This window comes from Methylovorus mays (genome assembly GCF_020531915.1).
Classification (GTDB): Bacteria; Pseudomonadota; Gammaproteobacteria; order Burkholderiales; family Methylophilaceae; genus Methylovorus; species Methylovorus mays.
Genome location: NZ_JAJAVG010000004.1, coordinates 779,897 through 800,488, shown reverse-complemented (window position 1 = coordinate 800,488; position 20,592 = coordinate 779,897). Strand labels below are relative to the sequence as shown.

At 63.0% G+C, this 20,592-nt stretch carries 24 protein-coding genes; 3 read left to right on the top strand and 21 right to left on the bottom strand.

Going from position 1 to position 20,592, the window contains the following annotated elements; genetic code table 11:
* Positions 1-2: 2 nt before the first annotated feature.
* From LG203_RS06030 to pilL2, 5 genes are read right to left on the bottom strand one after another with little or no spacing between them, the layout of a single operon-like run.
* Positions 3-551, bottom strand: a complete 549-nt coding sequence (locus tag LG203_RS06030) for an integrating conjugative element protein (RefSeq protein ID WP_230344931.1) — start codon at positions 549-551, stop codon at positions 3-5.
* Positions 548-1,138: a transglycosylase SLT domain-containing protein gene (locus tag LG203_RS06025; RefSeq protein ID WP_230344930.1), complete on the bottom strand. Its 591-nt coding sequence runs from the start codon at positions 1,136-1,138 to the stop codon at positions 548-550. The genes LG203_RS06030 and LG203_RS06025 overlap by 4 nt, the downstream gene beginning before the upstream one ends.
* The gene (locus LG203_RS06020; RefSeq protein WP_230344929.1) at positions 1,120-1,845 is read right to left on the bottom strand and encodes a TIGR03759 family integrating conjugative element protein; all 726 of its coding nucleotides are present in this window, start codon (positions 1,843-1,845) and stop codon (positions 1,120-1,122) included. The genes LG203_RS06025 and LG203_RS06020 overlap by 19 nt, the downstream gene beginning before the upstream one ends.
* A gap of 14 nt (positions 1,846-1,859) precedes the next feature.
* Positions 1,860-2,510 (bottom strand): hypothetical protein, encoded by a 651-nt coding sequence (locus LG203_RS06015; RefSeq protein ID WP_230344928.1) that lies wholly within the window; start codon positions 2,508-2,510, stop codon positions 1,860-1,862.
* Positions 2,507-3,085 carry a PFGI-1 class ICE element type IV pilus protein PilL2 gene (gene pilL2, locus LG203_RS06010; RefSeq protein WP_230344927.1) on the bottom strand — a complete coding sequence of 193 codons (579 nt, stop codon included), beginning with the start codon at positions 3,083-3,085 and terminating at the stop codon, positions 2,507-2,509. Before pilL2 ends, LG203_RS06015 begins: the two co-directional genes overlap by 4 nt.
* 498 nt (positions 3,086-3,583) lie before the next feature.
* On the opposite strand from pilL2, the gene LG203_RS06005 reads away from it, so the two are divergent.
* The 3 genes from LG203_RS06005 to LG203_RS05995 are packed head-to-tail and all read left to right on the top strand — an operon-like array spanning position 3,584 to position 6,218.
* Positions 3,584-4,321 carry a hypothetical protein gene (locus tag LG203_RS06005; protein ID WP_230344926.1) on the top strand — a complete coding sequence of 246 codons (738 nt, stop codon included), beginning with the start codon at positions 3,584-3,586 and terminating at the stop codon, positions 4,319-4,321.
* A gap of 28 nt (positions 4,322-4,349) precedes the next feature.
* Entirely contained in the window at positions 4,350-5,315 is a 966-nt protein-coding gene (locus LG203_RS06000) for a patatin-like phospholipase family protein (RefSeq protein ID WP_230344925.1), read from the top strand.
* A gap of 9 nt (positions 5,316-5,324) precedes the next feature.
* Positions 5,325-6,218, top strand: a complete 894-nt coding sequence (locus LG203_RS05995) for a nucleotidyltransferase domain-containing protein (protein WP_230344924.1) — start codon at positions 5,325-5,327, stop codon at positions 6,216-6,218.
* A gap of 52 nt (positions 6,219-6,270) precedes the next feature.
* Here the strand turns inward: LG203_RS05995 and LG203_RS05990 are convergent, their stop codons facing one another.
* From LG203_RS05990 to LG203_RS05915, 16 genes are all read right to left on the bottom strand, one after another.
* Complete coding sequence (locus LG203_RS05990; protein ID WP_230344923.1) at positions 6,271-8,550, bottom strand: helicase-related protein; 2,280 nt, start codon at positions 8,548-8,550, stop codon at positions 6,271-6,273.
* A 137-nt stretch (positions 8,551-8,687) separates the two neighbouring features.
* Positions 8,688-8,993: a hypothetical protein gene (locus tag LG203_RS05985; RefSeq protein WP_230344922.1), complete on the bottom strand. Its 306-nt coding sequence runs from the start codon at positions 8,991-8,993 to the stop codon at positions 8,688-8,690.
* A gap of 89 nt (positions 8,994-9,082) precedes the next feature.
* Positions 9,083-9,403, bottom strand: coding sequence for a methyltransferase (locus tag LG203_RS05980; RefSeq protein WP_100773606.1), 321 nt, complete (start codon positions 9,401-9,403; stop codon positions 9,083-9,085).
* 50 nt (positions 9,404-9,453) lie between these two features.
* Positions 9,454-10,602 carry a DUF6094 domain-containing protein gene (locus tag LG203_RS05975; RefSeq protein WP_456085638.1) on the bottom strand — a complete coding sequence of 383 codons (1,149 nt, stop codon included), beginning with the start codon at positions 10,600-10,602 and terminating at the stop codon, positions 9,454-9,456.
* 25 nt (positions 10,603-10,627) lie between these two features.
* Complete coding sequence (locus tag LG203_RS05970) at positions 10,628-11,278, bottom strand: hypothetical protein (protein WP_230344920.1); 651 nt, start codon at positions 11,276-11,278, stop codon at positions 10,628-10,630.
* A gap of 76 nt (positions 11,279-11,354) precedes the next feature.
* Positions 11,355-11,615 (bottom strand): hypothetical protein, encoded by a 261-nt coding sequence (locus LG203_RS05965; RefSeq protein WP_230344919.1) that lies wholly within the window; start codon positions 11,613-11,615, stop codon positions 11,355-11,357.
* 16 nt (positions 11,616-11,631) lie between these two features.
* Positions 11,632-12,039, bottom strand: a complete 408-nt coding sequence (locus tag LG203_RS05960; protein ID WP_230344918.1) for a hypothetical protein — start codon at positions 12,037-12,039, stop codon at positions 11,632-11,634.
* A 102-nt stretch (positions 12,040-12,141) separates the two neighbouring features.
* Positions 12,142-12,465: a hypothetical protein gene (locus LG203_RS05955; protein WP_230344917.1), complete on the bottom strand. Its 324-nt coding sequence runs from the start codon at positions 12,463-12,465 to the stop codon at positions 12,142-12,144.
* A gap of 94 nt (positions 12,466-12,559) precedes the next feature.
* Positions 12,560-13,249: a DUF3275 family protein gene (locus tag LG203_RS05950; RefSeq protein ID WP_230344916.1), complete on the bottom strand. Its 690-nt coding sequence runs from the start codon at positions 13,247-13,249 to the stop codon at positions 12,560-12,562.
* A 96-nt stretch (positions 13,250-13,345) separates the two neighbouring features.
* Entirely contained in the window at positions 13,346-14,173 is an 828-nt protein-coding gene (locus LG203_RS05945; RefSeq protein WP_230344915.1) for a DUF932 domain-containing protein, read from the bottom strand.
* A gap of 152 nt (positions 14,174-14,325) precedes the next feature.
* On the bottom strand, positions 14,326-15,255 hold the full coding sequence (locus tag LG203_RS05940) for a DUF3577 domain-containing protein (RefSeq protein WP_230344914.1): 930 nt from the start codon (positions 15,253-15,255) through the stop codon (positions 14,326-14,328).
* Positions 15,256-15,600: 345 nt separating this feature from the next.
* Positions 15,601-15,879 carry a hypothetical protein gene (locus LG203_RS05935; protein WP_011871439.1) on the bottom strand — a complete coding sequence of 93 codons (279 nt, stop codon included), beginning with the start codon at positions 15,877-15,879 and terminating at the stop codon, positions 15,601-15,603.
* Positions 15,880-15,975: 96 nt separating this feature from the next.
* The gene (locus LG203_RS05930) at positions 15,976-16,713 is read right to left on the bottom strand and encodes a DUF5983 family protein (protein WP_230344913.1); all 738 of its coding nucleotides are present in this window, start codon (positions 16,711-16,713) and stop codon (positions 15,976-15,978) included.
* Between the two features lie 214 nt (positions 16,714-16,927).
* Positions 16,928-17,320 (bottom strand): hypothetical protein, encoded by a 393-nt coding sequence (locus tag LG203_RS05925; RefSeq protein ID WP_009876579.1) that lies wholly within the window; start codon positions 17,318-17,320, stop codon positions 16,928-16,930.
* A 21-nt stretch (positions 17,321-17,341) separates the two neighbouring features.
* Positions 17,342-17,554, bottom strand: a complete 213-nt coding sequence (locus LG203_RS05920) for a hypothetical protein (RefSeq protein WP_009876578.1) — start codon at positions 17,552-17,554, stop codon at positions 17,342-17,344.
* Positions 17,555-18,476: 922 nt separating this feature from the next.
* Complete coding sequence (locus tag LG203_RS05915) at positions 18,477-20,504, bottom strand: DNA topoisomerase III (protein ID WP_230344912.1); 2,028 nt, start codon at positions 20,502-20,504, stop codon at positions 18,477-18,479.
* Positions 20,505-20,592: the final 88 nt, after the last annotated feature.

Sequence of the window (20,592 nt, the reverse complement as noted above, 5' to 3'; positions counted from 1 at the left end):
CGTCATTGCTCGATGCCGGTGGCCGTGATCAGCGCCGGGTAGTGCCGCAGGCCCAAGCGCTCGGCTAGGTCGTCGCCGGACACGGGCGCAAGCGGCACGCCGGACGCCAGTGCGCGCAGCCGCGCCAGGCCTTGCACGGTCTCGACGTTGACCACCAGACCGACCGCGCCGCGCTCGCGCAATGAGGCTGCATGGCGGCGCAACCAGGCCTGGGAAGCCTCGTCGTCGCCCACGACCACGAAGGGACGCAGGCCCGGGGCCTCGATCACCCGCCGCGCGACGGTGCCGGGCGTGAGCTTGGCGCTGCGCACCGGCAACATCGCGGCCTCATCCGCCGGCGTGGCCGGGATCTGAGTCGCAGGGATGGGCGATCGGGCCGGAGTGTTGGCGCGCGGCTGGAGGCTCAGGGCTTCGTAGTACGGCAGCGCCGACGTGCCGCCACGGTCTTCGACCACGATCAGCGGCTCGCCGGCACGCGAGGCCAGCGGCAGACCCGCCAGCAGCACGAGCAGGCCTTTCGCCGCGAGATGGGCCAGATGGGATTTCGTCATGGGGTGGTCTCCTGGCGCGCGGCGAGGACCGCGGCGGTTGGGCGCGTGCCCTGCACGCGGGCGAGGTGGCGGGAAACGCTCCGCCGGTAGCGGGCTGCGGGCTCGCCCCCCGCGGGGCGGTGGTAGCGGCCGATCGCCAGCAGCCAGTTCTCCCCCGGGATGTGCTGCTCCTTCAGGATCTCGGAGGCGATGGCGAGGTTGCGGTACGGATCGAGCAAGTCGCACGCGCTGGCGTAGCGCTGCTTGTGGTAGCCGAGGTTGATCTGACCCAGGCCTGCGTCGATGCGCGTGTGCGGCGTGGAGCGCATCGCCTGCTGCAAACCGGCGCAGGCGTCGGCGCGGGTCGCATAGCGGCGCGATTGGCCGGCGACGTTGAGCGACCACGGCCACGGGACGATGCGTCCGTTGCGCCGGATGCCGCTCTCCTGCAAGGCCACGGCGTAGAGCACCGTGGAGGGAATGCCCGCGCGCTGGGCGGCAAACTGGTAGGCCGGTGGCGGAAGCTCCTGGGCCTGGGCGGCGCAGGCGTACAGGCCGGCAGCGAGCACCAGTGCGCGCAACGGCGCCGTCAGGGTTGGCGTTGCCATTGGCCGTTCACTTCGCGCACGACGGCAGGCAAATCGCCGGGCAGGCCCAGCGACAGCCAGCGGCCGCCGTCGTGGTTGAGCGTGATGCTGCCGCCGCGCACCCGTGTCGGGTCGATCTGTGCGCGCTTGGCCCAGTCGCGGATGCGCGCGTCGTCCTGGCGGCTGCCGACCATGTACAGGTCGAACTCGGTACCTGAGGATTGCAGGCGTTGCACGAGCTGTCCGCAGGCCGCGCAGCCGTCCTTGACGAACACCGCCGTGCGGCCGCCGCCGCGCACTTCGCCGCCGCTGGGTTTGTCGTCAGGCAGGTTCACCCGTTGCATGCCGGGGTTCAGGCGCTGCCAGGCTTCGTCGTAGGCACGTTGATAGGCAAGCAGCTTCTCGACGCGGCGCGCTTCGATTTGCACCTGCAGTTCTGCGTAGCGCCGCCGTTCCTCGTCGGTGCGGGCCTCGATGCCCAGGGCAGACAGAGGGTCCAGGTTGGGCGAATAGATGCCCAGAGGCCCGTCCATCAGCTCGCGGTATCGCGCCCATTCCTGCGGTTGGAGGCCCCAGTCGCTTGCTACCTGGTCGTCCGGGGTTCGGGCGACCAGCGGACGCTCCTGGGTCTGCGCATTGCGGGCCGGGGCGGTGACCGGCTGCTGCGCCCAGGCGGGCAATTGGGCGGATGCCAGCAGGAGCGCGGAAAGGATGATCGACGGCTTCATGTGGTGTGCTCCGGTCAGGGAATCGCCACGCGACGGGTCTGGTCGCCGGCCTGGAACACGGCGGTGTTGCCCTCAATCGCCTGTAAGCGCCACGGGCCGAGCGCATCACCTGGCAGCAGCACCTGAAGCTGGTCGGGCGTGAAGTCCGCACTGCTCGGCGCAACGGACACGCTGCGCTGGCCAGCGCGCAATTCGGCGCCGACGACGCGGAACGGCAGCGGCGGCGGTTCGGGCTTGGCGGCGGCCTTGCCCGATGCGCGCGGCTGGGCGGGTGCTGCGGCGCGTGGAACGGGCGCAGCGGTCTGGCGCGCCTTGATCTGCTCGACCTCCGCGCGCAGCGCCTGAAAGTCGTCGGCAGCGGCATAGCCGCTCAGCGTTTTCTCAACCTGGGCAGCGCGTGCTTCCAAGACTTGGCGGGTGTCTTTGAGGTCTGCCGCCGTTGCGACGGCCGGACGCTGCTGGATGGCCTCGATCGACTCGACCAGGCCCGCCGCCCGGGCTTCCAGGCGTTGCAGGCGGGAATCCAGCCGTTCCTGATCGGCCTGGTCGTTCATGGTCTGGTAGCCCAAGGCTACGAAGACGCTGAGGCCGATCAGCCAGAGCCACAGAAGGCTCTGCACCACCACGACGGCGGCCGGGCGCCGGGCAGACTGTGGGGCGCTCATGGCCGGCCTCCCGAAACCGAAGGTTCCAGCGGGAACGTCTGCACCGCCTCGGCGGCGGGTGGCTCGGATGCGGGTTCGATGACCGCGCTGTCGGCGGGCCGTTCGAAGCAAATCTGCCGTGCGCGATCATCCGCGTGCAGTTCCCAGGCCGGGCCAGCCAGTGTGAGCAGGCCATCGCGCAAGGTCATGGGGCCGAGGTGCAGGTGCGCCGCCGGCAGCGGCAGCGCGTACAGCTGGATTACCGCGTGCGCCGTCTGGCACAGGCTGTAACCGCTACGCTTGAGCACATGCCGCAGCCCATCGCCGACGGTGGCGCGGGCATCTTCGGGCATGGACACGTCAATGGTCTGCAACAGCAGGTCCCGCTGCGCCGCCGTGGGTGCTAGCTCGACCAGCGTGTAGCGACCGTAGCGCACAACGGGGATGTACTCGGGCGTCTCGGGTTCGGGCGCGGCCGAGACTTCCTCGATGGCATCGGGCGCGAGCGGCGTAGCGGTGGTCGCACAGCCGCTGGCTAGGACTGCGGCCAGTAGGCCGGCGCCGACCAGACGCAGGTATGGGTGGTTTTCGGGCATGGCTCGGCTCTATGGTTGCGATGAGCCGATACCTTGACCACGGGCTGCCGCGGAGTCAGCCGGGAATACGAACTGCGGGTTGCCGGATTTCGTAAGGATGTCGCGACTGCACGCGCATGTCCCGCGCGCACTTAAAACTGAGCTGTGTCTACTCTCGCTGCTTCCTCGTCCCTCATTGGCAAGCCATGGAAGATGCCGGAACATCCACTTGGCGTCCTGTTCGCGGCGAGATTTGCAGTTACGTCGGCTTGCCGTAGAGATTGATCGTGGGGTATTGGTCAGTGTGGCCTGTTGAAAGACCGCTCCCAGAGATCCCGTAGACAGACGCCGCCGGGCATAATTGACGGTAACTGCGCCCCCTAGCGCTTCGCTGTCCCGTTCGCCTCATTAGATGCACGAATGCCATTTGCCAGGGAGATCGTATATATGGAGTGCCCTCACACACTTGTGGAGCCAGCCTTAGATAGGTGGATGGAATGCCACTGGCATTTGCACCAAATGGAGGCAAGCTACCATGAGCCTGACGCATTCCGATACGCGCTCAATAGCTTCATTCGTGCTTTCAAAGAGGTGCCTCAACTCCTGACAATGCAAATTCAGAATCACTCCGATCTGAAGAGTGCAATTGAACCCGTCTTTAAGGCCCTTCGCGATAGTGACCTGTATAGGGTGCTGACTACCAAGCGAAACTTCTTGGTGCATCGAGGCATGCTGGACCTTGAAAGCCGCGGGAGCGCGGGCACCACGGAGGGACACAAAGTTAAGATATCTTTTCCTTTCCGGGTCCACCCTTGGGAAAGCAGCAATGAAGCCTACATGCGCTACAAGGAGGTCTGTCGTACCGACAAGATGATGCGAAGCTTGATCGGCCCAGATTGTGACTCGGCGCCAGCGATATGGCGCACTTGGCTCATAAGGGAATTTCCGGGGCGGGATCTCTTGGACGTCGCATTCGAAGCCTGGACCAAGTTGGGAGAGGTGCTCTCTGCAACGGTAGAGGCGCGGGGGGCTGAGCCTTTGGATCTCAGCATGCCATGTCGCCACGATCCTGAGCATGTCAAGGTAAGGCGCTTCAGCCAGCGCGAATTCTTTCTCGATGTCGATGGGATCGACCTAGCGGAAGAAGAAAGAAAATGGCGAGAGGAAAATATGCGCCGCACATCCGAGCGGGGCGCCACCCCCACGACGCCCAGTGATTCAATCTCCCCGCCGCAAAATCCATCTCCAGCCGACTGATACACTCAAAAAATAATTGGAGGCAAGCATGGCCGATGCACCTAACCCTCAGAAAATTCCGGCAAGTGAACAACCGAAAGAGGTTTGTAGGGTTCTGTCGTTAGACGGAGGTGGAGCTAAAGGATTTTATACGCTCGGCGTGCTTCGCGAAATCGAAGCGATGGTTGCCCGCCCCCTTTCCGAGTGCTTCGATTTGATATTCGGCACCAGTACCGGTGCGATCATTGCCTCTCTGCTAGCTTTGGGCTATCGAGTCGAGCAGATCCACGATTTGTACAAAACGCATGTGCCGACGGTCATGGCGCAGCGCTCACCCGCGGCCAGGACCGCAGCGCTTGAAAAACTGGCTGCGGAGGTATTCGGAGAGAGAACCTTCGATGAGGTCAAAACCGGCATTGGCATCGTGGCGACACGATGGATGACAGAAAAACCGATGATCTTCAAGTCGAATGATGCCCAGGCCCATGGTCGAAAGGGGACATTTGTCCCAGGGTTCGGGGTAAGGATCGCGGATGCCGTCCAAGCCTCTTGCTCTGCATATCCGTTCTTTGAGCGAAAGTTCGTAGTCACCTCGGCAGGTGACCAGATAGAACTGATTGATGGTGGCTATTGCGCTAACAACCCCACTCTTTATGCCATCGCAGACGCAGTGCTGGCATTGAGAGCTGCACATAGTGATCTGAGGGTCGTCAGCATAGGTGTCGGTGTCTATCCTGAGCCCAAGCCCAGTTTGAAGATGTGGTTCGCGAAGAAGTACCTCGTGAGCGTTCAGCTACTGCAGAAAACACTTGAAATCAATACGCAGTCGATGGATCAACTCCGAGAGGTGCTGTTCCGTGAAGTGCCCACAATCAGGATAAGCGACACCTTCGAACGGCCCGAAATGGCCACGGATTTGATGGAACACAACTTGGCAAAGCTCAATTTGCTGCGTCAGCGAGGAAGCGAATCGTTCGCATCGAGAGAGGCCAGGTTGAGAGAATTCCTACTATAAGGCGTCGATATGCCCATTCCCGAAGCACAGTTGGAAACATGGTCCCATCAAGGAGCCATTAAGGGTTCGAGTTCTACTTATCAGTGGATAAAGGCAAAGTTGGAGAGTAAGGATGCCGCATATGCCGGAAAGAATGTGGAGGTCTTCCTTCAGGGGTCGTATGGAAATGATACGAATATCTATTCCGAAAGTGACGTAGACATTGTCATCGTCCTGAAGGACTGCTTTCAAAGCGACCGGAAGAGCCTCAGTGAGGTGGAGCAGGCAGCGTGGAGAAGCGCTCATCACGACGCGACCTATACCCATGCGGACTTCAAGAGGGACGTTCTTGCCCTCTTGGTGGATGCCTACGGCAACGAGGTAAATGTCGGCGATAAGGCAATTTCTATCGACGCGAGCGGCACGCGAAGGAAGGCCGATGTTATCCCTGCGATACAGTATCGAAGATATTACAAGTTCAATGGCCTGCACGATCAGCGATACGACGAGGGAATATGTTTCTACAATGCAGCGGGCGAGTGTATTGCTAACTATCCTGAGCAACACTCCGCGAACCTGACGACTCGCCATCAAGCTACAAATCAATGGCTCAAGCCAATGGTGCGGATCTGGAAGAATTTGCGCACCAAGCTCGTCGAAGATGGAAAAATTGAAGCCGGCGTGGCGCCTTCTTATTACATCGAAGGGTTGTTATATAACGTGCCGGTTGAGAAGTTCGGGAGCAGTTATGAAGCGTCTTTTGTTAACGCCTTCAACTGGCTAGTAACCGATGCAGACAAGACTAAGCTCGTCTGCGCGAACGAGCAATATTATCTCCTCCGAGACAGCGCCCATACTTGCTGGGAACCTGCCAAGTGCGACGCTTTTCTCGATGCAGCGGCTAAGCTCTGGAAAGATTGGTGATGCCAAAAAAAGGCCGGTGACCTGTTGGTCACCGGCGTTGGATGGTTTTGTCTTATGCAGCGACCAGTTGCCTGGCTAGTGCCACTTCGACCGAGTCGCCGTCCTGGTTCAGGACATCGAGCCCCGATTCGGGTACATCGCCCGAAGTGGACTGCGAGACCAGGATCTTCTTGGCCATCAGCTCAAGGCAGGTCATCTGCGAGGAGCTGGCGTAGCCGAGGTAGATCACGCGCACGGACAGCTTCTGCCCGATACGCCAGGAGCGGCGTGCCGCCTGTTGGAGCGAATACACGTTGTAGCCCGACTGCATGAACACGATCGTCGGAAACTCCAACAGGTCCAGTCCCGTCTTCACAAGCTCGGGGTTGGTGATGAGCACGTCGATGCCACGGTCCAACTGCTCGGCGATCCAGTCCTCGCGGCGGCTGGCATCCACGCTTACGCGCAGTACCGCCACTTTGAAGCCTTCCTGCTCCAGCAAAACCTTCAACCGACTAGTCGTGTCGCGCGTGCCGGTATAGACCGTGTAGGCCAGAACCTTGCGGCCCTGTGCTTTCTCTTCCCTGCAGATGTCGATCAGCTCACGCTCCTTGGGGCTGATCTCGAACTCGTTGAACTGAGCAGGGACGAACGCCAAGGTATTGCGTGTGCGCGGATGCACCACGGTCTCCGACCTGAAGCAGCAGTCCGGCCAGGCCAGCAGCACGTTGAGGACCACACCCAGCAAGGTCGTATCGCGTCGCGCCAGAGCCTGTTTCAGCTCCGCGGTCAGCCGACCCGCCAGATCGCGGTAGGCCGCGGCTTGCGCCGTGTCCATCGCGACTTCACGGAACTCCTCGTCATACGGCGGCAGAACGTTGCCGCCGATGTCTCTGAGCTTGAGGAAGATCGTGAACGGCAGGATGCAGCGCAGCACGCCCTTGGGGCCGAAGCCCGGAGCTTTGACCGTTCTGACACTGACTTTCGTGCCTTTCGCGGTCTTGTGCGCCGTGCCGGTGCTCTCGGAATAAATGTCCTTCAGGACCCCGTGATCGCGCATGAACGCCATCGCGGCCGAAGTCATGCTGCCGCTCGTGGTCGGGCGGTAGCCGTCTTCGATCATCCGCCCAGGCAGGGCTCGGAACAGCAGGTAGAACAGATCGTCCCCATAGCCGCCCATCAGCGTGCCGGTCAGCAACAAGGTCTTGCGCGCCTTTGCCGCCAATACACCCATGGCCTGGCCCTGGGCGCTGCCACCGTTCTTGTACTCGTGCGCCTCGTCGGCGATGAGCAGGTCGAACGTGCCTTGCGGCAGGTAGCGCTTGATGAACTCGGACGGCTGATAGCCGCCCTCGCCAAAGCCGAACTCCATGTTGGCCATCGCACGTTCCATGCGCGTGGCCTGACGGTCGGAAAACACCAGCTCGCCGTTGCCATCCATGAGGTTGATGAACTCGTGGATGTTGTCGCCCAGCATCGAGGCCAAGAAGCCATCGCCGAACTTCTGCATCAGCTTCTGCGCGGTGACTTCCCCAATAGTGGGAATGCGCTTCAAGGCTTTCAGCACGGCCGAGGACTGGTCGCTGCCGGACAGGCTGCGCGGGCGGATCAGCGTCCACAGGGGCGCAGCGCAGTGGCTGCACTTTCTGCGGTACTCCTCGGCTTCGAGCGCGACCGGGTTGACCGGCTCGCCGTCGAGGTCGGTGATGACCGTGCCGCAGTCAGGGCACGCTGCCACGTCGCCATGGCGGGTGCGCCGCGTGGTGAAGACGGGCTTCCAGTGGAATCCCATCCGCATCCTGACGCGCCCCAGGACAAAGAACTCCTGGCCCGTGGCCTGCAGACCCAACTGCTTGCGCAGCTTGATGAGCTTGACCAGCGTGTCCGGGCCGTTGAGAACCCAGACCTTGGCGCCTGCCACCGTCTCCTGGATCTCGCGCCGCCACTTGTAGACCAGGTGCGGTGGAGAAAGAACCAGGGTACGGCGATAGCCTTCGGCGTTGAGCACGGCGGCGGTGGCGATACCAACGGTCGTTTTGCCGCAACCCATCTCGCCGTTGACGATCGCGGCGTGTTCGCCACGGTCGATCAGCAGCTCGGCGGCGGCATGGACGACTTCGGCTTGGGCTTGGAATAGCTTGCGTTTGAGGCTGGCGACGACGAGTTGACGATGCGCCTGCGGCTGGCCGGTATAGACCGGCGGATTGGCGCTGTTGAGGGCGTCGAGCAGTTCGTCGCCGAACTCGCCGACAAAATCCTGAAGGCTCAGGGTCAGAGGATTGGATTCCGCGTCGAGCAGTTCGCCCTGTACGGGCGTGGCTTCGGCGGTAGTGTTTTCGAGATCTAGGGACATGGTGATGCTCCAAAGAAAATGGGGCATGCACCACCCCCAACGGGGCAATGGCATGCCCCAGGGTGGGAAGATCAATCGGCATACGGCCGACGGTGGATGGAAAACGCAGGCGCTGGCGGCCTACTGGTGAAATGTGCTTAGTCTTCGGACGGCAGCACGATGGATGTGAGATGGCGTTCCGCATCGGTGACGATGCGAATGCACAGCGCACGATGAATCACGTAGTGCGATTCCAGCAAAGCACCCGATTGAAGTGCGATGCCGTTGGCTCGCCATTGCCCGTCGCTGACGTCACCCCAGTCGCCACGGACATGGCGACGGAAGTACGGAATCGGGTCAAGACGACCGGCGCGGACCAGGCGGTCGATACCTTCGCTGAGGATGAGTGCACCTACCGGAAACAGCAGGTCCTGGCAGTAGGTTTCGATGTGTCGGGATGCCATGGATTCCTCCTTGATGGATTCATTGAGCCACGACACCCCTGGCGGAGTGAAGTGGCTCCGTCAGGTGACTGGGATGACGATGGGTGACTTCAGATCATGTCGCGCTCTTCGGGAAGCTGGACCACCGTGGTCTGGTGGTCTTCGCTGGTCTTGACGATCAGAACCAGCTCCGGCGTGATCCGGTAGTAGGAGATCATCAGGTTGTCCTGTTGGAGTGCGACGTCGTTGGCCTGGCGGGTGGCCTTGTCGATCTCGCCCCAGTCACCGCGCACATGGCGCTGGACATAGGTCAAAGGGTCGATCAGGCCTTTGCGGGCCAGCCAATGCACCTTCTCGCTCAACTTCAGCGAGCCCGGTGCGAACAACGGTTGCTTCTGCGGCGCGGGCCGCTTGAACAGATTTGGGAACATGGTGTTTCTCCTTCGATGTGGTACAGCAGGACAGCAGCGCGTCCGGTGGATTAACGAATGGTCAAGACGTCGCCCCGTGTCTGGGAGCCAGGCGTCATGTCCCACGCGCGGATGACAGGTACGAACTTGTCGGTGAGGATGCGGGTCTCGGCGATGGAGCCGTCTTCGCGTTCGGTGAATTCCCGCTGGAGCGTCTTGTCCTTGTGGGTGTCACCTTTGACGACGAGCACGCGCCCGGTCTTGGAGCGCACAACCCCCGAGATCGCGCCTGCGGCCAGAGCCAGGGCGAGATGCCAGTGGGACAAGGCCCGCGCCGGTGGACGCAGCGACTGCTGCGCGGCCCCCAGGTGCGTGTCCTGCGACGGCCAGAGGCCTTGCAGCCTGCCAACCTCTTCGGCGAACTGCTCCGGCTCCATCGTCACGCGGAAAAAATGCTCCGGCTCGGCCGGACTGGCGGGGACGATGTACGGCAAGAACGGCCATTCGCTCGGCAGTTCGTCGGCTTCGATCTCGCCTTGCCCAACCTGCAGCAGCAGATTGCGCACGGCCTTGACGCCATCCGAGGCCTGCTCGCGCTGGCGCACCCGCCGGCCGAAGATCACCACTTGCTTGAACTGCGTCTCCACCGCTCGGTAGATGCGCAGGTCGGTGTAGTGGCGCGTCAGCCAGCCGACCAGCTCCGCGTCGAGCACGTAGCCGGGGACGATGAAGACCAGCACGCCGCCGTATTGCAGCAACGACAAACTGCGCTGGTAGAACAGTTTTTCGAGGCGGGCACGACCCTGGCCCTGATAGCCGATGTTGCCGTTGACGTCCTTGGACAGGTCGCCATACGGCGGGTTGAGCCAGAGCAGTCCGAACGACTGCTTGGAGACCATCGTGTCCATCAGGTCCGCGTGCAGGCAGTGATCGACCAGGCCACGGGCATGGCGTGCCCGCTCCGCGTCGAACTCAACGGCGAACGCCTTGGCCTGCTCGCGCCCGAGGGCGTGGGCGGCTTCGGCGATCGCCACGCCTTCGCCGGCGCAGGGATCGAGGATGCACATCGGCCCGTCGCTGGGCATCAGTGCGTTGAGGGCTCTTTCGAGCGTGGGTTCATCAGTCGGGAAATACCCGTTCTTCACGAAATTGCGGGCAAGCCGCGGGAACATGAGGGCCATGGAAGTCTCCTGGTTGGCGGGGATGAAAGACGGAAGCACGCCAAGGCGTGCCTCCGAGGGTGGGTCAGGCCGCTACCACTTCCGGCGTCCAGATCTTGGCCGGGTATGGATAGGCGGTGAGCACGTCACTGCGGATCAGGGAGCCCAGCGCCAGGGTCAGCGTCGGCACGTCGATGGCGAGCCGATGGCCTTCCAGCGGCCCGAGGGCGAACGGAAGGCGGCCCAGCATCTCGCGGCTTTGCAGCAGTTCCAGCACGGTCTCGCGCCAGTGGTCGAGCAGCGGCAACGGGCACGTGTCCCGCACCAGCGTCCATAGGCGGTCGAGCCGGTGGGCGCTGTCGCGTGGCAGCAATGCCAGCGCGCTGGCGTTGGCCTTGTCGGGCTTGACGCAGCGCCGGTCGAACAGCCACACGTTGGACAGCGAACCGAACAGCGTTCGCCGGTAGGCGCGCGTGATGCGCTTTTCCAAGCGATCGACGTTGCCGATGAACACCGGGACGCTGCCGCCTTGGTCGGTGATGACGTGAAACTGGTCCAGTCCCTGCTCGTCGCGCCCGAGGGTCAGGCGAGCGAGGAACTGCTGGACGGCGGTGTCCCGCGCCCAGATCGACAGGAAGATCAGGTTGCCTTGGTCGTCGCCGACGCAGGCGTCGGCCATCACATCCGGGCATTCGTCGATGCGGTACAGCGTGGTGGAAGAAGTGTGTGCGAGCATGGTGGTGTCCTCGGATGAACGGGAACAGCACCGCCCGCTGGGGCAAGTGCTGCCCCTGGGGGTGGAAGAAAACCGCTCAGTCCGGCTCGAACTGCCGGGTGTGCGGGTTGAAGTGAAGCGCCTCGTCCACCGCGGTGATCGGCGTGAAGCCGTCCAGGTAGATGTTGTTGAGGTACTGGTCGCGGCAGGTCAGTGCCTGCCGCGCCTGTTCCTCGGTGAGGCCGTTGCTGATGAAGTACTCCAGCATCTCCTCGTCGGAGGACACTTCGTCGTTGGACAAACTTCCTTCAACGAGTGCCAGCAGCGAGGGTGAGAGCGCAGCCAGGATCAGGTCCATGTCGGTTCCTCCTGGCTCAGGCCAACAGCGTCGCGGCGGGTGCCGTGACAGCCGTGGGTGTGCGCCGCCGTGCGTGGTAAGCGCGAACGCCTGCACGCCAGTCGGCGGACTGCTCCGGTGCGAGGTCCAGATAGGACAGTGGGCACGAGTAATAGTACGGGTGCATGGACTCTTCCAGCGGCTTGTAGCCCCACTGGATGCCGCTGCGTTCCAGCAGATCGCAGCGGATGTAGCGCAGGGACTGGCCCGGTGCGAGATCACGATGCACGCCTTCGACTTTGGCGGTCATTTCGACCACGGACCACAGCACGTTGCCGCGCAGTGTGTGGGCGATGACTTTCGCGCTTGCGCGCTCGGTCTCTTGCGGTGCGATCAGTTCCGCGATCAGCTCGGACCGCGATTGGTGAGAGAAATACCAGCCCATGAGAGGCCTCCTGAAAAAGTAGAGCCGGAGGCCTCCCCCGCGGGGAAGAACCCCCAGCGGGTGGTGGAATGCCGCGTGTGCGGCGATCAATCCCAGTGCGGCCTATGAACCGCATCCGGCCGGGCAGCAGCCCAGTTCGATGCCATGCGAGCAATAGCCGTTTGCGGCATTCCAGTCCTGGGTTTCCTGCCGTTCGGCAGGCGTTGCGTAATCCCATTCCTGGGCTGCGATTTCTAGCGCTTGAACGCGCTGGTCATCCGGCAATCGGCTGGCGTGCGTGTCGATCTCCGAACTGAAGAGCGTCACGTAGTGGTCGTAGGACAGGCCGCAGCCATGCTGGGCGTGTTCAGCAGCCGTCCTGCAAAGAGCCCGCCACGCGGTTTCATCCAGCGTTGAACGGGGGGTATCGCAAGCGATGGTGGACATGATGAAGACCTCCAGAAGAAAGCCGGGGCCTCCCCCGCATGGGGAAGGAACCCCGGCGGGTGGATGAAGAACACCGCGGATGCGGCGTCTGCGATCACGCAGGTTGCAGTTCGGCCTGGCGGCTCCATTCCTGCGTCTTGAAGTCCAGCGCGTAGCCCAGTTCGCCCAGGCGGGCGATCTGTGTGCGCAGGGCGCGGCGGTCGATGGTTGAATCCAATTTCACGGACTCGCCCAGCGGCCACAGCAGGCCGAACAGCGCGGCGTCGCCGTCTTCGATGCTGCCAGGGGCAGCGGTCGCGGCGGGCGGTGGCGCATCCACGCCGAAGGGCGTGGTATCGACCAGCGGGTCAGCGGACGCCTGCAAGGGTGCAGGTTTGGCGGGCCTGGACGTTCTGGCGGGCTTGGCCGGCGTTGCCGCAGGCTGCGTCCCCAGCTCTTCATCGAGTGGATCGACGTCCTGGGTGGCGAAGCTGCGGGCTTCGTCGCGGCTCAGTTTGTCGATGCCGTTGAGCGTCATTCCGTCCAAGTTGGCACGGATCTCGAACCGCATGCCGTCGCCGACCGGATAGGACTTCGGAAAGATGTAGCGGATGATGAATTCCCCGTCGTATTTTCCTTCGGGGTACTGCTCCAGCTCCGCATCCTTGACCGCGAACTTGCCGATGGGGGTGACAAGGCGGCCGACGGTGAACGGGCCGTTCTTGCCGCGTATGGTGCGCAGCGTGAGCTGGCCCGGAACAATGATGGGCGACACCGATTGCTCGGGCGCCGATGTGGTTGCCATGTTGGTTCTCCTGATGATGAATAGCGGGGCCGCCGACGGCACCCGGTGGATGAGAGGAAATGGACCTCGCCCGAGCTGGGCGAGGTCCGCTTGGCATCACGCCTTGAGCTGGCGCATGCCTTCGGCCAGCAGCCACAACGCTCGGTTCAGGCGCAGGTTCTGGTCGATTCCTTGCACCGGGCGGGTGCGTTGATTGCGGCCGTTGGCCGAGCGCCCATGCAGTCCCCCTTTGACGAGGTTCTCCTGGACGCGGTTGAAGACGGCCCACAGGTCGTTCTTGCGGTCGTCCCAGCGCCTAGGCGCCAGAAGTTGACTCTCCGTGACAGGCGTGGACTTGGCCGGGTCGTCGTACTTGAGTGCGAGCGCGGAGTTCGCAAAGATTTCCGCTTCGCCCTCATCGAGGGTGATGGTGCGCATCGCATCGCGCGCGTCCTGCACGCGCTCGAAGCCTTCGAGAACCTCGTAGGCACCTTCGATCACCTGGCTTGCCACGTCGCCCTTGTGAGGAACGCGGATGTCAGCGGTGGTGTCACCGCAGACGAGGCCGTTGTGGCAGACGAACCGGAACATGCCGGCAAGCATCTGGTAGCTGCTCGTGCCGTCGTGGCTGTTGAGCAGGATGATCTCGTTCGCCTCGTCGCCGTTGATCTGGCTTGCATGGCGAAGTCGGATGAGATGCTTGGTGTACTCGCGCCGATCCTCGTTGCGCACGCGCGTCTGGCACACCATGAAGGGCTCGAAACCCTCCTGGCGCAACCTGGTCAGCACGACCGAGGTCGGTATGTAGGCATACCGATCGGACCGGCTCCCATGTGGAGCGTCGGCAAAGATCGAGGGAACAACGGCACGAATACGGTCGTCCGAGAGTGGGCGATCGGAGCGCAGGATCGGGGATTGCGGAGCAAAACGGGATGCCAGAGACATGGCTGATCTCCTTTGAGAAATGCGGTAACCGCGCGGTCGTGTGACCACGCGGGACTCGGGGGATGAAAAGACGCAAGCACCTTTGGCGTCTTGGGGACGCGGCGGATGCGGGGGAGGAGAAGCGACAAGGCCCCATGAGGGGCCATGCCGGATCAAAACGAAGCGACCAAGGCCGGCTCCTGCTCCTCGACTTCACCCTCGGGCTCGCGCTCGGCGGACTCGACGGGTAGGTCGGAAACGGCGTCGGCGGCAGTGTCGATGGCGTTGTCGGCTTCGGGCGCGGGTGCGTCCTCTACCGTTGGCGCCTCGGCTTGCCCCTGGCTCGTCGGATAGACCTGGGTGCCATCGATTTTGATCAGACCGATGTGGATCAGCGTCGATTCCAGGCTTGCGGCCGGTTCCCCAGCGTGCTCGCCCTTGGTACGGATGTACGGATCGATCTTCATGTCGTTGAGACGGAAGGCGATCAGCACCTTGCGATCCCCTTCGATGGCCTGCACGCATCGGCGAACCAGATGCTCGGCTTCAGGGGTGACGACGATCGTGTCGAAGTACCGATATTCCGGTTCATCGACAGGTCCGGCCAGCGCGGCGACGGTGCAAGAGAGGAACGCGTCACCGGCTTTCGGGGTGACGTCCTTGACACGGTTGAGGTAGCCGATGCCACGGGTAATCAGTTCGTGCTGCTCGATCGAAGCCAGTTCGGCCCGCTCGATCAGCTCGGCTTTGAGCAGTCGCGCCTTGAGGGACGCGGCGGCCTTGCCCTGGTTTTCACCCTTGTCGCGTATGTACGCATCGCCCCAAAGGTCGCCGAGGCGGAAGCGCACCAGCGGGCGCTGCTTGGAATCGTCAACGCCGATGTAGCGCTGAACGAGCTTCTTGGCCTCGGCACCCGAGACCTTGACGTCGAAGTAGCGGTAGCTGGGGTCCCTGGCGGGGCCGACCAGCGCGGCGATGGTGCATGCCAGGAAGGGCTGCGCACGGCGGCCGCCCCTGACGGGCACTTCACGGACACGCTGGATGTAGCCGATGCCCGATGTGTGGAGGTCGAAATACGATTTCTGGTTGGACGTGGTGTTCATGGTGAATCTCCATTGGGAAAAGCGGAGACACACCGAGCCCACACATGCGGGGAAAGGTGCGTAACCCCGCGGTGGGTTGATAAGGCGAAAGCATCCACCACCAGAGACTGGTGGCCGCTCGCGTATGGATGCGGTGCGAGCTGGCTCGGTCACGCAGTGGAAACTGCGCCGCAACCTCGAAGACCGATGATTGCCTGGCATGTCGCTGACAACGTCAGCAGGCATGGGGTCAGCATGGGCGGCCCTTGCGCGCGCGGCAGCAATCAATTGGCATCCGGGTGTTTCCCTTTGTCCACGCAGCCCGGTTCAGCGCAAGAAAAAGCCCCTCGAAAGGGGCTGGAGATGTCAGGCTTCGTACACGAAATAGTGTTCGCGCTGACGTGGGAAGAACACGTGTTTCCACGTGTCGCCGGTTGTATTGCCACCGTCAAACACGACCATTTCGTAGTCGTCAATGTCGGTGTCCATCAGATCGGCGCTGTCGATATGGCGCATGTGCAGCGTGCCGCTCATGCGCTCGAACACCAGAATCTGGCCGATGGCGTCGTTCTGGCTCATGGCGTTAACGCAGGCTCCAAGCTGATTCTCGAAGTCAGGCGTAGGCGAGATGAGATCGGGGAACATGAGATTGCTCCTATGGAATTGAACCGGCCCAGCTCCTGGTGGGAGGCGGGCTGGCATGTGGGGGATAAAGGGGAAGGCTTGCGCGTCGCGCGTCTGCTAGATCTCGGCCAGTGGCAGGCCCAGTAGCGCGGGTGCGTCAGCATCTAGGATGAGGATGCGCACATCGGCCTGGCCGGCCAATTCAAGAATGTTCGCCAGGTCGTCAGGCATGCCCTTGTCCCGGTGTTCCTGCCGAAGCTGCTCCGCACTGATGCCCTCGGCATACTCCAGGTTCTTGTCTGTCCAGGGCGTGGAAATCAGCTTGACGCCGATCGCTGGGCTGTATGGAACCCGGAAGGCGATGAACAGAAAGGCCTCCGGTGTCGCAAGGTCCGCTAGGCTGGCCAGGTACTGGCCGGTTTCCTGGCTGATGTGCGCGCTGCTGATTTCCCAGCATCGGCTGTAATAGCCGGTCTCGAAACTCAACCGCTGCACCACGTCTCGCGCGGCCTCGGCCGAATAGGTATCACCGACGTGGACCGGGCGACCGTCCAGGTCGTCGCCATGGATGGCATAAACCACCGCACCCACCACGCCTTCGCCGCTGACGCCTTCAATGGCATCGCATTCGGCCATCAGTTCGGCACTGACAGGCACAGTGCCATTCCTGACCACCGCGAAGTCGCTGGTGACGATGCAGGGGGAAGAAACCAGCTCCTCGTCGGAGAGGTGCTGTTGGCTCGCGTGGATGTTTCGCCACACATGCGGGCTTCCGTCTTCGTAGCTGATGCACAGCGTTCGGACGATTTTCAGATTCCAGTAGCCGCGTACAAAGGGGTTGGGATTCTGGGTCATAGGATTTCTCCAGATTGAATAATGGAGCCAATCCCCGCCACCGGGAACTGGACCCCGGTGGGTTGAAAGTCGAAAAAGCGTCAGGCGGCACTGATCGATGGCTTTGGGCCAATCGGCGCTGGCTGACGGAGGGAAAATTGAGGGACATGGCCTGGTGGGCGCATGTCCCTCATGGGGTGGCGAACGACAAGGTGGTGATATTCCGGAAGCCGGCTCACCAACCGCTGTAGTTCACCAGCAGGTCGGCGATGACCTTGCGGCGTTGCAGATCGAGACCGTCGAAGTCCGACAGTCCTTGGAAGTGGCAGCGCTTGAGCATGGCACCGCCCTCGCGCGCGTTGTAGAAGCTGAACATGGCGGACAGGAACATGCGTTCTCCGCTGCTCAGGACGCCGAGAGCGTCGTTGGCACGCAGCATGTCGGGACGCAGATCCCACTTGCTCTTGGCCTGGTTCAGGCCTTCGCGTGTGCCGTCGCCAAACCATTGCGGGCCAGCGATCTCGACACCGCGCTTCCAGGCCTCGAAGAAGGCTTGGGGCGCGGCGGCGAAATGCTGCTCTTCCCGCATGATCTGATCGACGACTTCCTGTGGCAAAAGCTGGTTCATGACGTGATTCCTCCAGTTGGATCAGGGCGTGGCGAGCTGGGACCAGCCGCCTCTTTCTAGGGCACGTTGAGCCGCGACATAGCTGCGGAAGTACTCGCTGGATTCCCGCGAAACGGGACCTTCGGTATCGCGCGTGCCGATGTAGTGGCCGGCGGCGCTATGCAGGACTTCGAGCGGCAGGAACTTGCCGCAATGGATCAAGGCCAACTGGCCGAAAGAGGCTTGCTGGGACATGGATGGGCTCCTTGGAGAAGCGAGGGCCTTGTCCCTCACGGGATGGCAGCTCCCGCATGCGGTTGAGAAAAAGCATCGGCGTCACGAGGACGCGCGTCCGCAGACTCGATGCGATGGCGGACTGGCGGGTGGCGCGGAGAGAATCCGCGGCAGCCTGGAAACCCTGGCTGCTGGCATGGTGCTGACGGATCAGCGACACATGCAGGCAGCTTCGTGCGCGAGTCGAGCCACGTCAGCCGGAAATCGGCACCTGCTACAGCCCCGATTGGCGAACGTGGAAAAAGAAAGCCCCGCAGCAAGTGCGGGGCTGTCAGGACGGGTAGGAGAAGCTGGATCGATGCCGCTGCACACACTGCCGTACAGCAGTTGCGCGCAATATTGAGGGTGCATGTCATCTCTCCTGTTCGTGTGGCCCAGGCCAATGGCCGGACCGGGACGTTGATGGGCAGGAAAAAGGCGCCGAAGGCCCTGCGGCCTTCGGCTCGGGAGGAAAGAGGAGCCACCCGTGGGCTGATTGGCAGGCCCGGTCGTCGCTAGAACCGTCTGCTCTCAGCAATCACACCCGGCCCATGTCGTGGCTGGGGCCGGCATCGTCTGGCGCACATCCGCGCACAAAGGGAGCCCGTTTTTGCACCGGCGGGCACCGGCACCGATTACCGCTGACCACGAAGGGTCTCCCGGTGGCTCGTGCACGCTGGCAAGCCACCGGGAGACCCTTCGCAGAGGGCGGAAGAAACGCAGATCAACAGAACGCGCGTGGTGCGGCTCGCAGAGAAGCTACCTTCAGGTCCCGCGGCCGGGGACGGCTGGGCGGGACGCGCACACAAATCAAGAAGGCGTTGCGCGCTGGGCGTCCCGCAGGGCATGCGGGACACGGGCCACGCCGCCGAAGGCGGGCACGGCTCACGGGGAACGGGATCGGTCAGGAGCCTTTGCGGCCGGTACGGCGCGGGCGCGAGGCGGCGCGCTTGGAGCTGCCGGATTCGACCGGCAGCGTGCCTTTGCAGTCCGGGTAGCGACTGCACGACCAAAACGGGCCGCTCTTGCTGCTGCGCTGGCGCGTGGGTGCGCCGCACTGCGGGCATGTCGGCCCTTGGGGAGCCTTGATAGACAGGGACGCGTTGCCGTACTGCGCGATCAACTGCGAAATCCATGCGGCCTGCTTGCCGATGAACACATCCAGCGTGAGCTGCCCGGCTTCGATCATGTCGAGCGCTTGTTCCCAGACGGCGGTGGTGCCGGGGTCGGCAATCGCCGCAGGCACGGCATCGATCAAGGTGAAAGCCGCATCCGAGGCGCGGATGGCACGCCCTTTCTTTACGAGGTAGCCGCGGGCGATCAGGCCGCCGATGATGTTGGCCCGGGTCGCTTCGGTGCCGATGCCGACCGTATCCTTGAGCTTCTGCTTCAGGCGGGGATCGGACACCAGCTTGGCGACGCCTTTCATAGACTTGACCAACTCGCCTTGCGTGTACGGTTTGGGCGGCAGCGTCTTGAGTGCCTTCAGATCGATATCGGCCACCTGACATGCCAGACCTTCGTGCAGCGCCGGTAGCACCTGGGCGCGGGCCGCGGTGTCGCCGTCGCCATCGCCATCGCCGTCCTCGGACTGCGGCTCGGCCAGCACCTGGCGCCAGCCCGGCGTGACAACCTGCTTGCCCGTGGCCGCAAGGTTCTGCCCACCGCACGAAAGCTTGGCCACAGTACGGTCGAACTCGTGGTGAGGGAGGAACTGCGCTAGGTAATGCGCCCGGATGAGCCTGTACACGGCCAGTTCCTTCTCGCTCATGGCGGAGAGGTTCGCCGGTTCGAGCGTCGGGATGATGCCGTGGTGGGCCGTGACCTTGCCATCGTTCCAGGCGCGCGAGCGCTGCAAACGGTCGAGCTGGCCTATGATCGAGCGCAGCGAGGGATCGGTCTTGAGCAGGCTGTCGAGAACGGTGGTCACTTCGGCAAACATGCTCTCGGGCAGGTAGCCGGAATCCGAGCGGGGGTATGTCGTGGCCTTGTGCGTCTCGTACAGGGCCTGGGCGATCTCCAAGGTTTCCTGCACGTCCAGCCCGAGCTGCTTTGAACACACCTCCTGCAAGGTGCCCAGGTCGAACGGCAGCGGCGGGCCTTCGCGCACGCGCTCGGTCTCAACCGACACTACGTGGGCGCTGCCCGCAGCGCGGATCTGCTGCATGGCCTGCTGTGCGACCGGCTGCTGCAGGCAGCGGCCTGCGTCGTCGGTGCAGGCATTGGGTGGAACCCAGTGCGCGGTGAAAGCCTGGACACCTGCGGACAGGGACACGACGATGGCCCAGTACGGCACGGACACGAAGGCTGCGATCTCGCGGTCGCGGTCCACGACGAGCTTGAGCGTCGGGGTCTGGACGCGGCCGACCGACAGCACGCCGTCGTAGCCGGCCTGCCGCCCCAGCACCGTGAACAACCTACTGAGGTTCATGCCCACCAGCCAATCCGCACGGGATCGCGCCAGCGCCGAGTGGTACATCGGCAGCGTCTCGGCTGAGGGCCGTAGCTTGCCGAGGGCGGCGCGGATGGACGCATCGTTGAGTGCCGACAACCACAGCCGCTCGATGGGGCCGCGGTAGCCGCACAGTTCGATGATCTCGCGGGCGATCAACTCGCCTTCGCGGTCGGCATCGGTGGCGATGACAAGCTGGGTCGCCTTCGCCAGAAGCGCCTTGACGACCTTGAATTGCGTGGCGGTCTTCGGTTTGACCTCGACCCGCCAATGCTGGGGAATGATGGGCAACTGCTCGATGGACCAGCGCTTCAACTGCTCGTCGTAGGCTTCGGGCGCAGCGGCTTCTACGAGATGGCCGATGCACCAGGTGACGGTGACGCCGGAACCGTTGAGACAGCCTTCACCGCGCTGTGTGGCGCCGAGAATCCGGCCAATGTCTTTGCCCTGGGAGGGCTTCTCGCACAAGAACAGCCGCATATCCGTTCATCCGATTCCCATGGTTCATGGAGTTGCTGGGATCGAGGATGCCGAGCACCACCGGGGGCAGCAGCAAACAAGCGGCACG

What these genes read in the sequence shown, in the direction of transcription:
- LG203_RS06000 (WP_230344925.1), top strand. Translation starts at nt 4,350, where the DNA reads ATGGCCGATGCACCTAACCCTCAGAAAATTCCGGCAAGTGAACAACCG.
- LG203_RS05940 (WP_230344914.1), bottom strand. Translation starts at nt 15,255, where the DNA reads ATGAACACCACGTCCAACCAGAAATCGTATTTCGACCTCCACACATCG.
- LG203_RS06005 (WP_230344926.1), top strand. Translation starts at nt 3,584, where the DNA reads ATGGAGGCAAGCTACCATGAGCCTGACGCATTCCGATACGCGCTCAAT.
- LG203_RS05920 (WP_009876578.1), bottom strand. Translation starts at nt 17,554, where the DNA reads ATGTCCCAGCAAGCCTCTTTCGGCCAGTTGGCCTTGATCCATTGCGGC.
- LG203_RS06015 (WP_230344928.1), bottom strand. Translation starts at nt 2,510, where the DNA reads ATGAGCGCCCCACAGTCTGCCCGGCGCCCGGCCGCCGTCGTGGTGGTG.
- LG203_RS06020 (WP_230344929.1), bottom strand. Translation starts at nt 1,845, where the DNA reads ATGAAGCCGTCGATCATCCTTTCCGCGCTCCTGCTGGCATCCGCCCAA.
- LG203_RS05925 (WP_009876579.1), bottom strand. Translation starts at nt 17,320, where the DNA reads ATGAACCAGCTTTTGCCACAGGAAGTCGTCGATCAGATCATGCGGGAA.
- LG203_RS05950 (WP_230344916.1), bottom strand. Translation starts at nt 13,249, where the DNA reads ATGGCAACCACATCGGCGCCCGAGCAATCGGTGTCGCCCATCATTGTT.
- LG203_RS05970 (WP_230344920.1), bottom strand. Translation starts at nt 11,278, where the DNA reads ATGCTCGCACACACTTCTTCCACCACGCTGTACCGCATCGACGAATGC.
- LG203_RS05935 (WP_011871439.1), bottom strand. Translation starts at nt 15,879, where the DNA reads ATGTTCCCCGATCTCATCTCGCCTACGCCTGACTTCGAGAATCAGCTT.
- LG203_RS05930 (WP_230344913.1), bottom strand. Translation starts at nt 16,713, where the DNA reads ATGACCCAGAATCCCAACCCCTTTGTACGCGGCTACTGGAATCTGAAA.
- LG203_RS05960 (WP_230344918.1), bottom strand. Translation starts at nt 12,039, where the DNA reads ATGGGCTGGTATTTCTCTCACCAATCGCGGTCCGAGCTGATCGCGGAA.
- LG203_RS05985 (WP_230344922.1), bottom strand. Translation starts at nt 8,993, where the DNA reads ATGGCATCCCGACACATCGAAACCTACTGCCAGGACCTGCTGTTTCCG.
- LG203_RS05955 (WP_230344917.1), bottom strand. Translation starts at nt 12,465, where the DNA reads ATGTCCACCATCGCTTGCGATACCCCCCGTTCAACGCTGGATGAAACC.
- LG203_RS05980 (WP_100773606.1), bottom strand. Translation starts at nt 9,403, where the DNA reads ATGTTCCCAAATCTGTTCAAGCGGCCCGCGCCGCAGAAGCAACCGTTG.
- LG203_RS05990 (WP_230344923.1), bottom strand. Translation starts at nt 8,550, where the DNA reads ATGTCCCTAGATCTCGAAAACACTACCGCCGAAGCCACGCCCGTACAG.
- LG203_RS05965 (WP_230344919.1), bottom strand. Translation starts at nt 11,615, where the DNA reads ATGGACCTGATCCTGGCTGCGCTCTCACCCTCGCTGCTGGCACTCGTT.
- LG203_RS06025 (WP_230344930.1), bottom strand. Translation starts at nt 1,138, where the DNA reads ATGGCAACGCCAACCCTGACGGCGCCGTTGCGCGCACTGGTGCTCGCT.
- pilL2 (WP_230344927.1), bottom strand. Translation starts at nt 3,085, where the DNA reads ATGCCCGAAAACCACCCATACCTGCGTCTGGTCGGCGCCGGCCTACTG.
- LG203_RS05995 (WP_230344924.1), top strand. Translation starts at nt 5,325, where the DNA reads ATGCCCATTCCCGAAGCACAGTTGGAAACATGGTCCCATCAAGGAGCC.
- LG203_RS05915 (WP_230344912.1), bottom strand. Translation starts at nt 20,504, where the DNA reads ATGCGGCTGTTCTTGTGCGAGAAGCCCTCCCAGGGCAAAGACATTGGC.
- LG203_RS05945 (WP_230344915.1), bottom strand. Translation starts at nt 14,173, where the DNA reads ATGTCTCTGGCATCCCGTTTTGCTCCGCAATCCCCGATCCTGCGCTCC.
- LG203_RS06030 (WP_230344931.1), bottom strand. Translation starts at nt 551, where the DNA reads ATGACGAAATCCCATCTGGCCCATCTCGCGGCGAAAGGCCTGCTCGTG.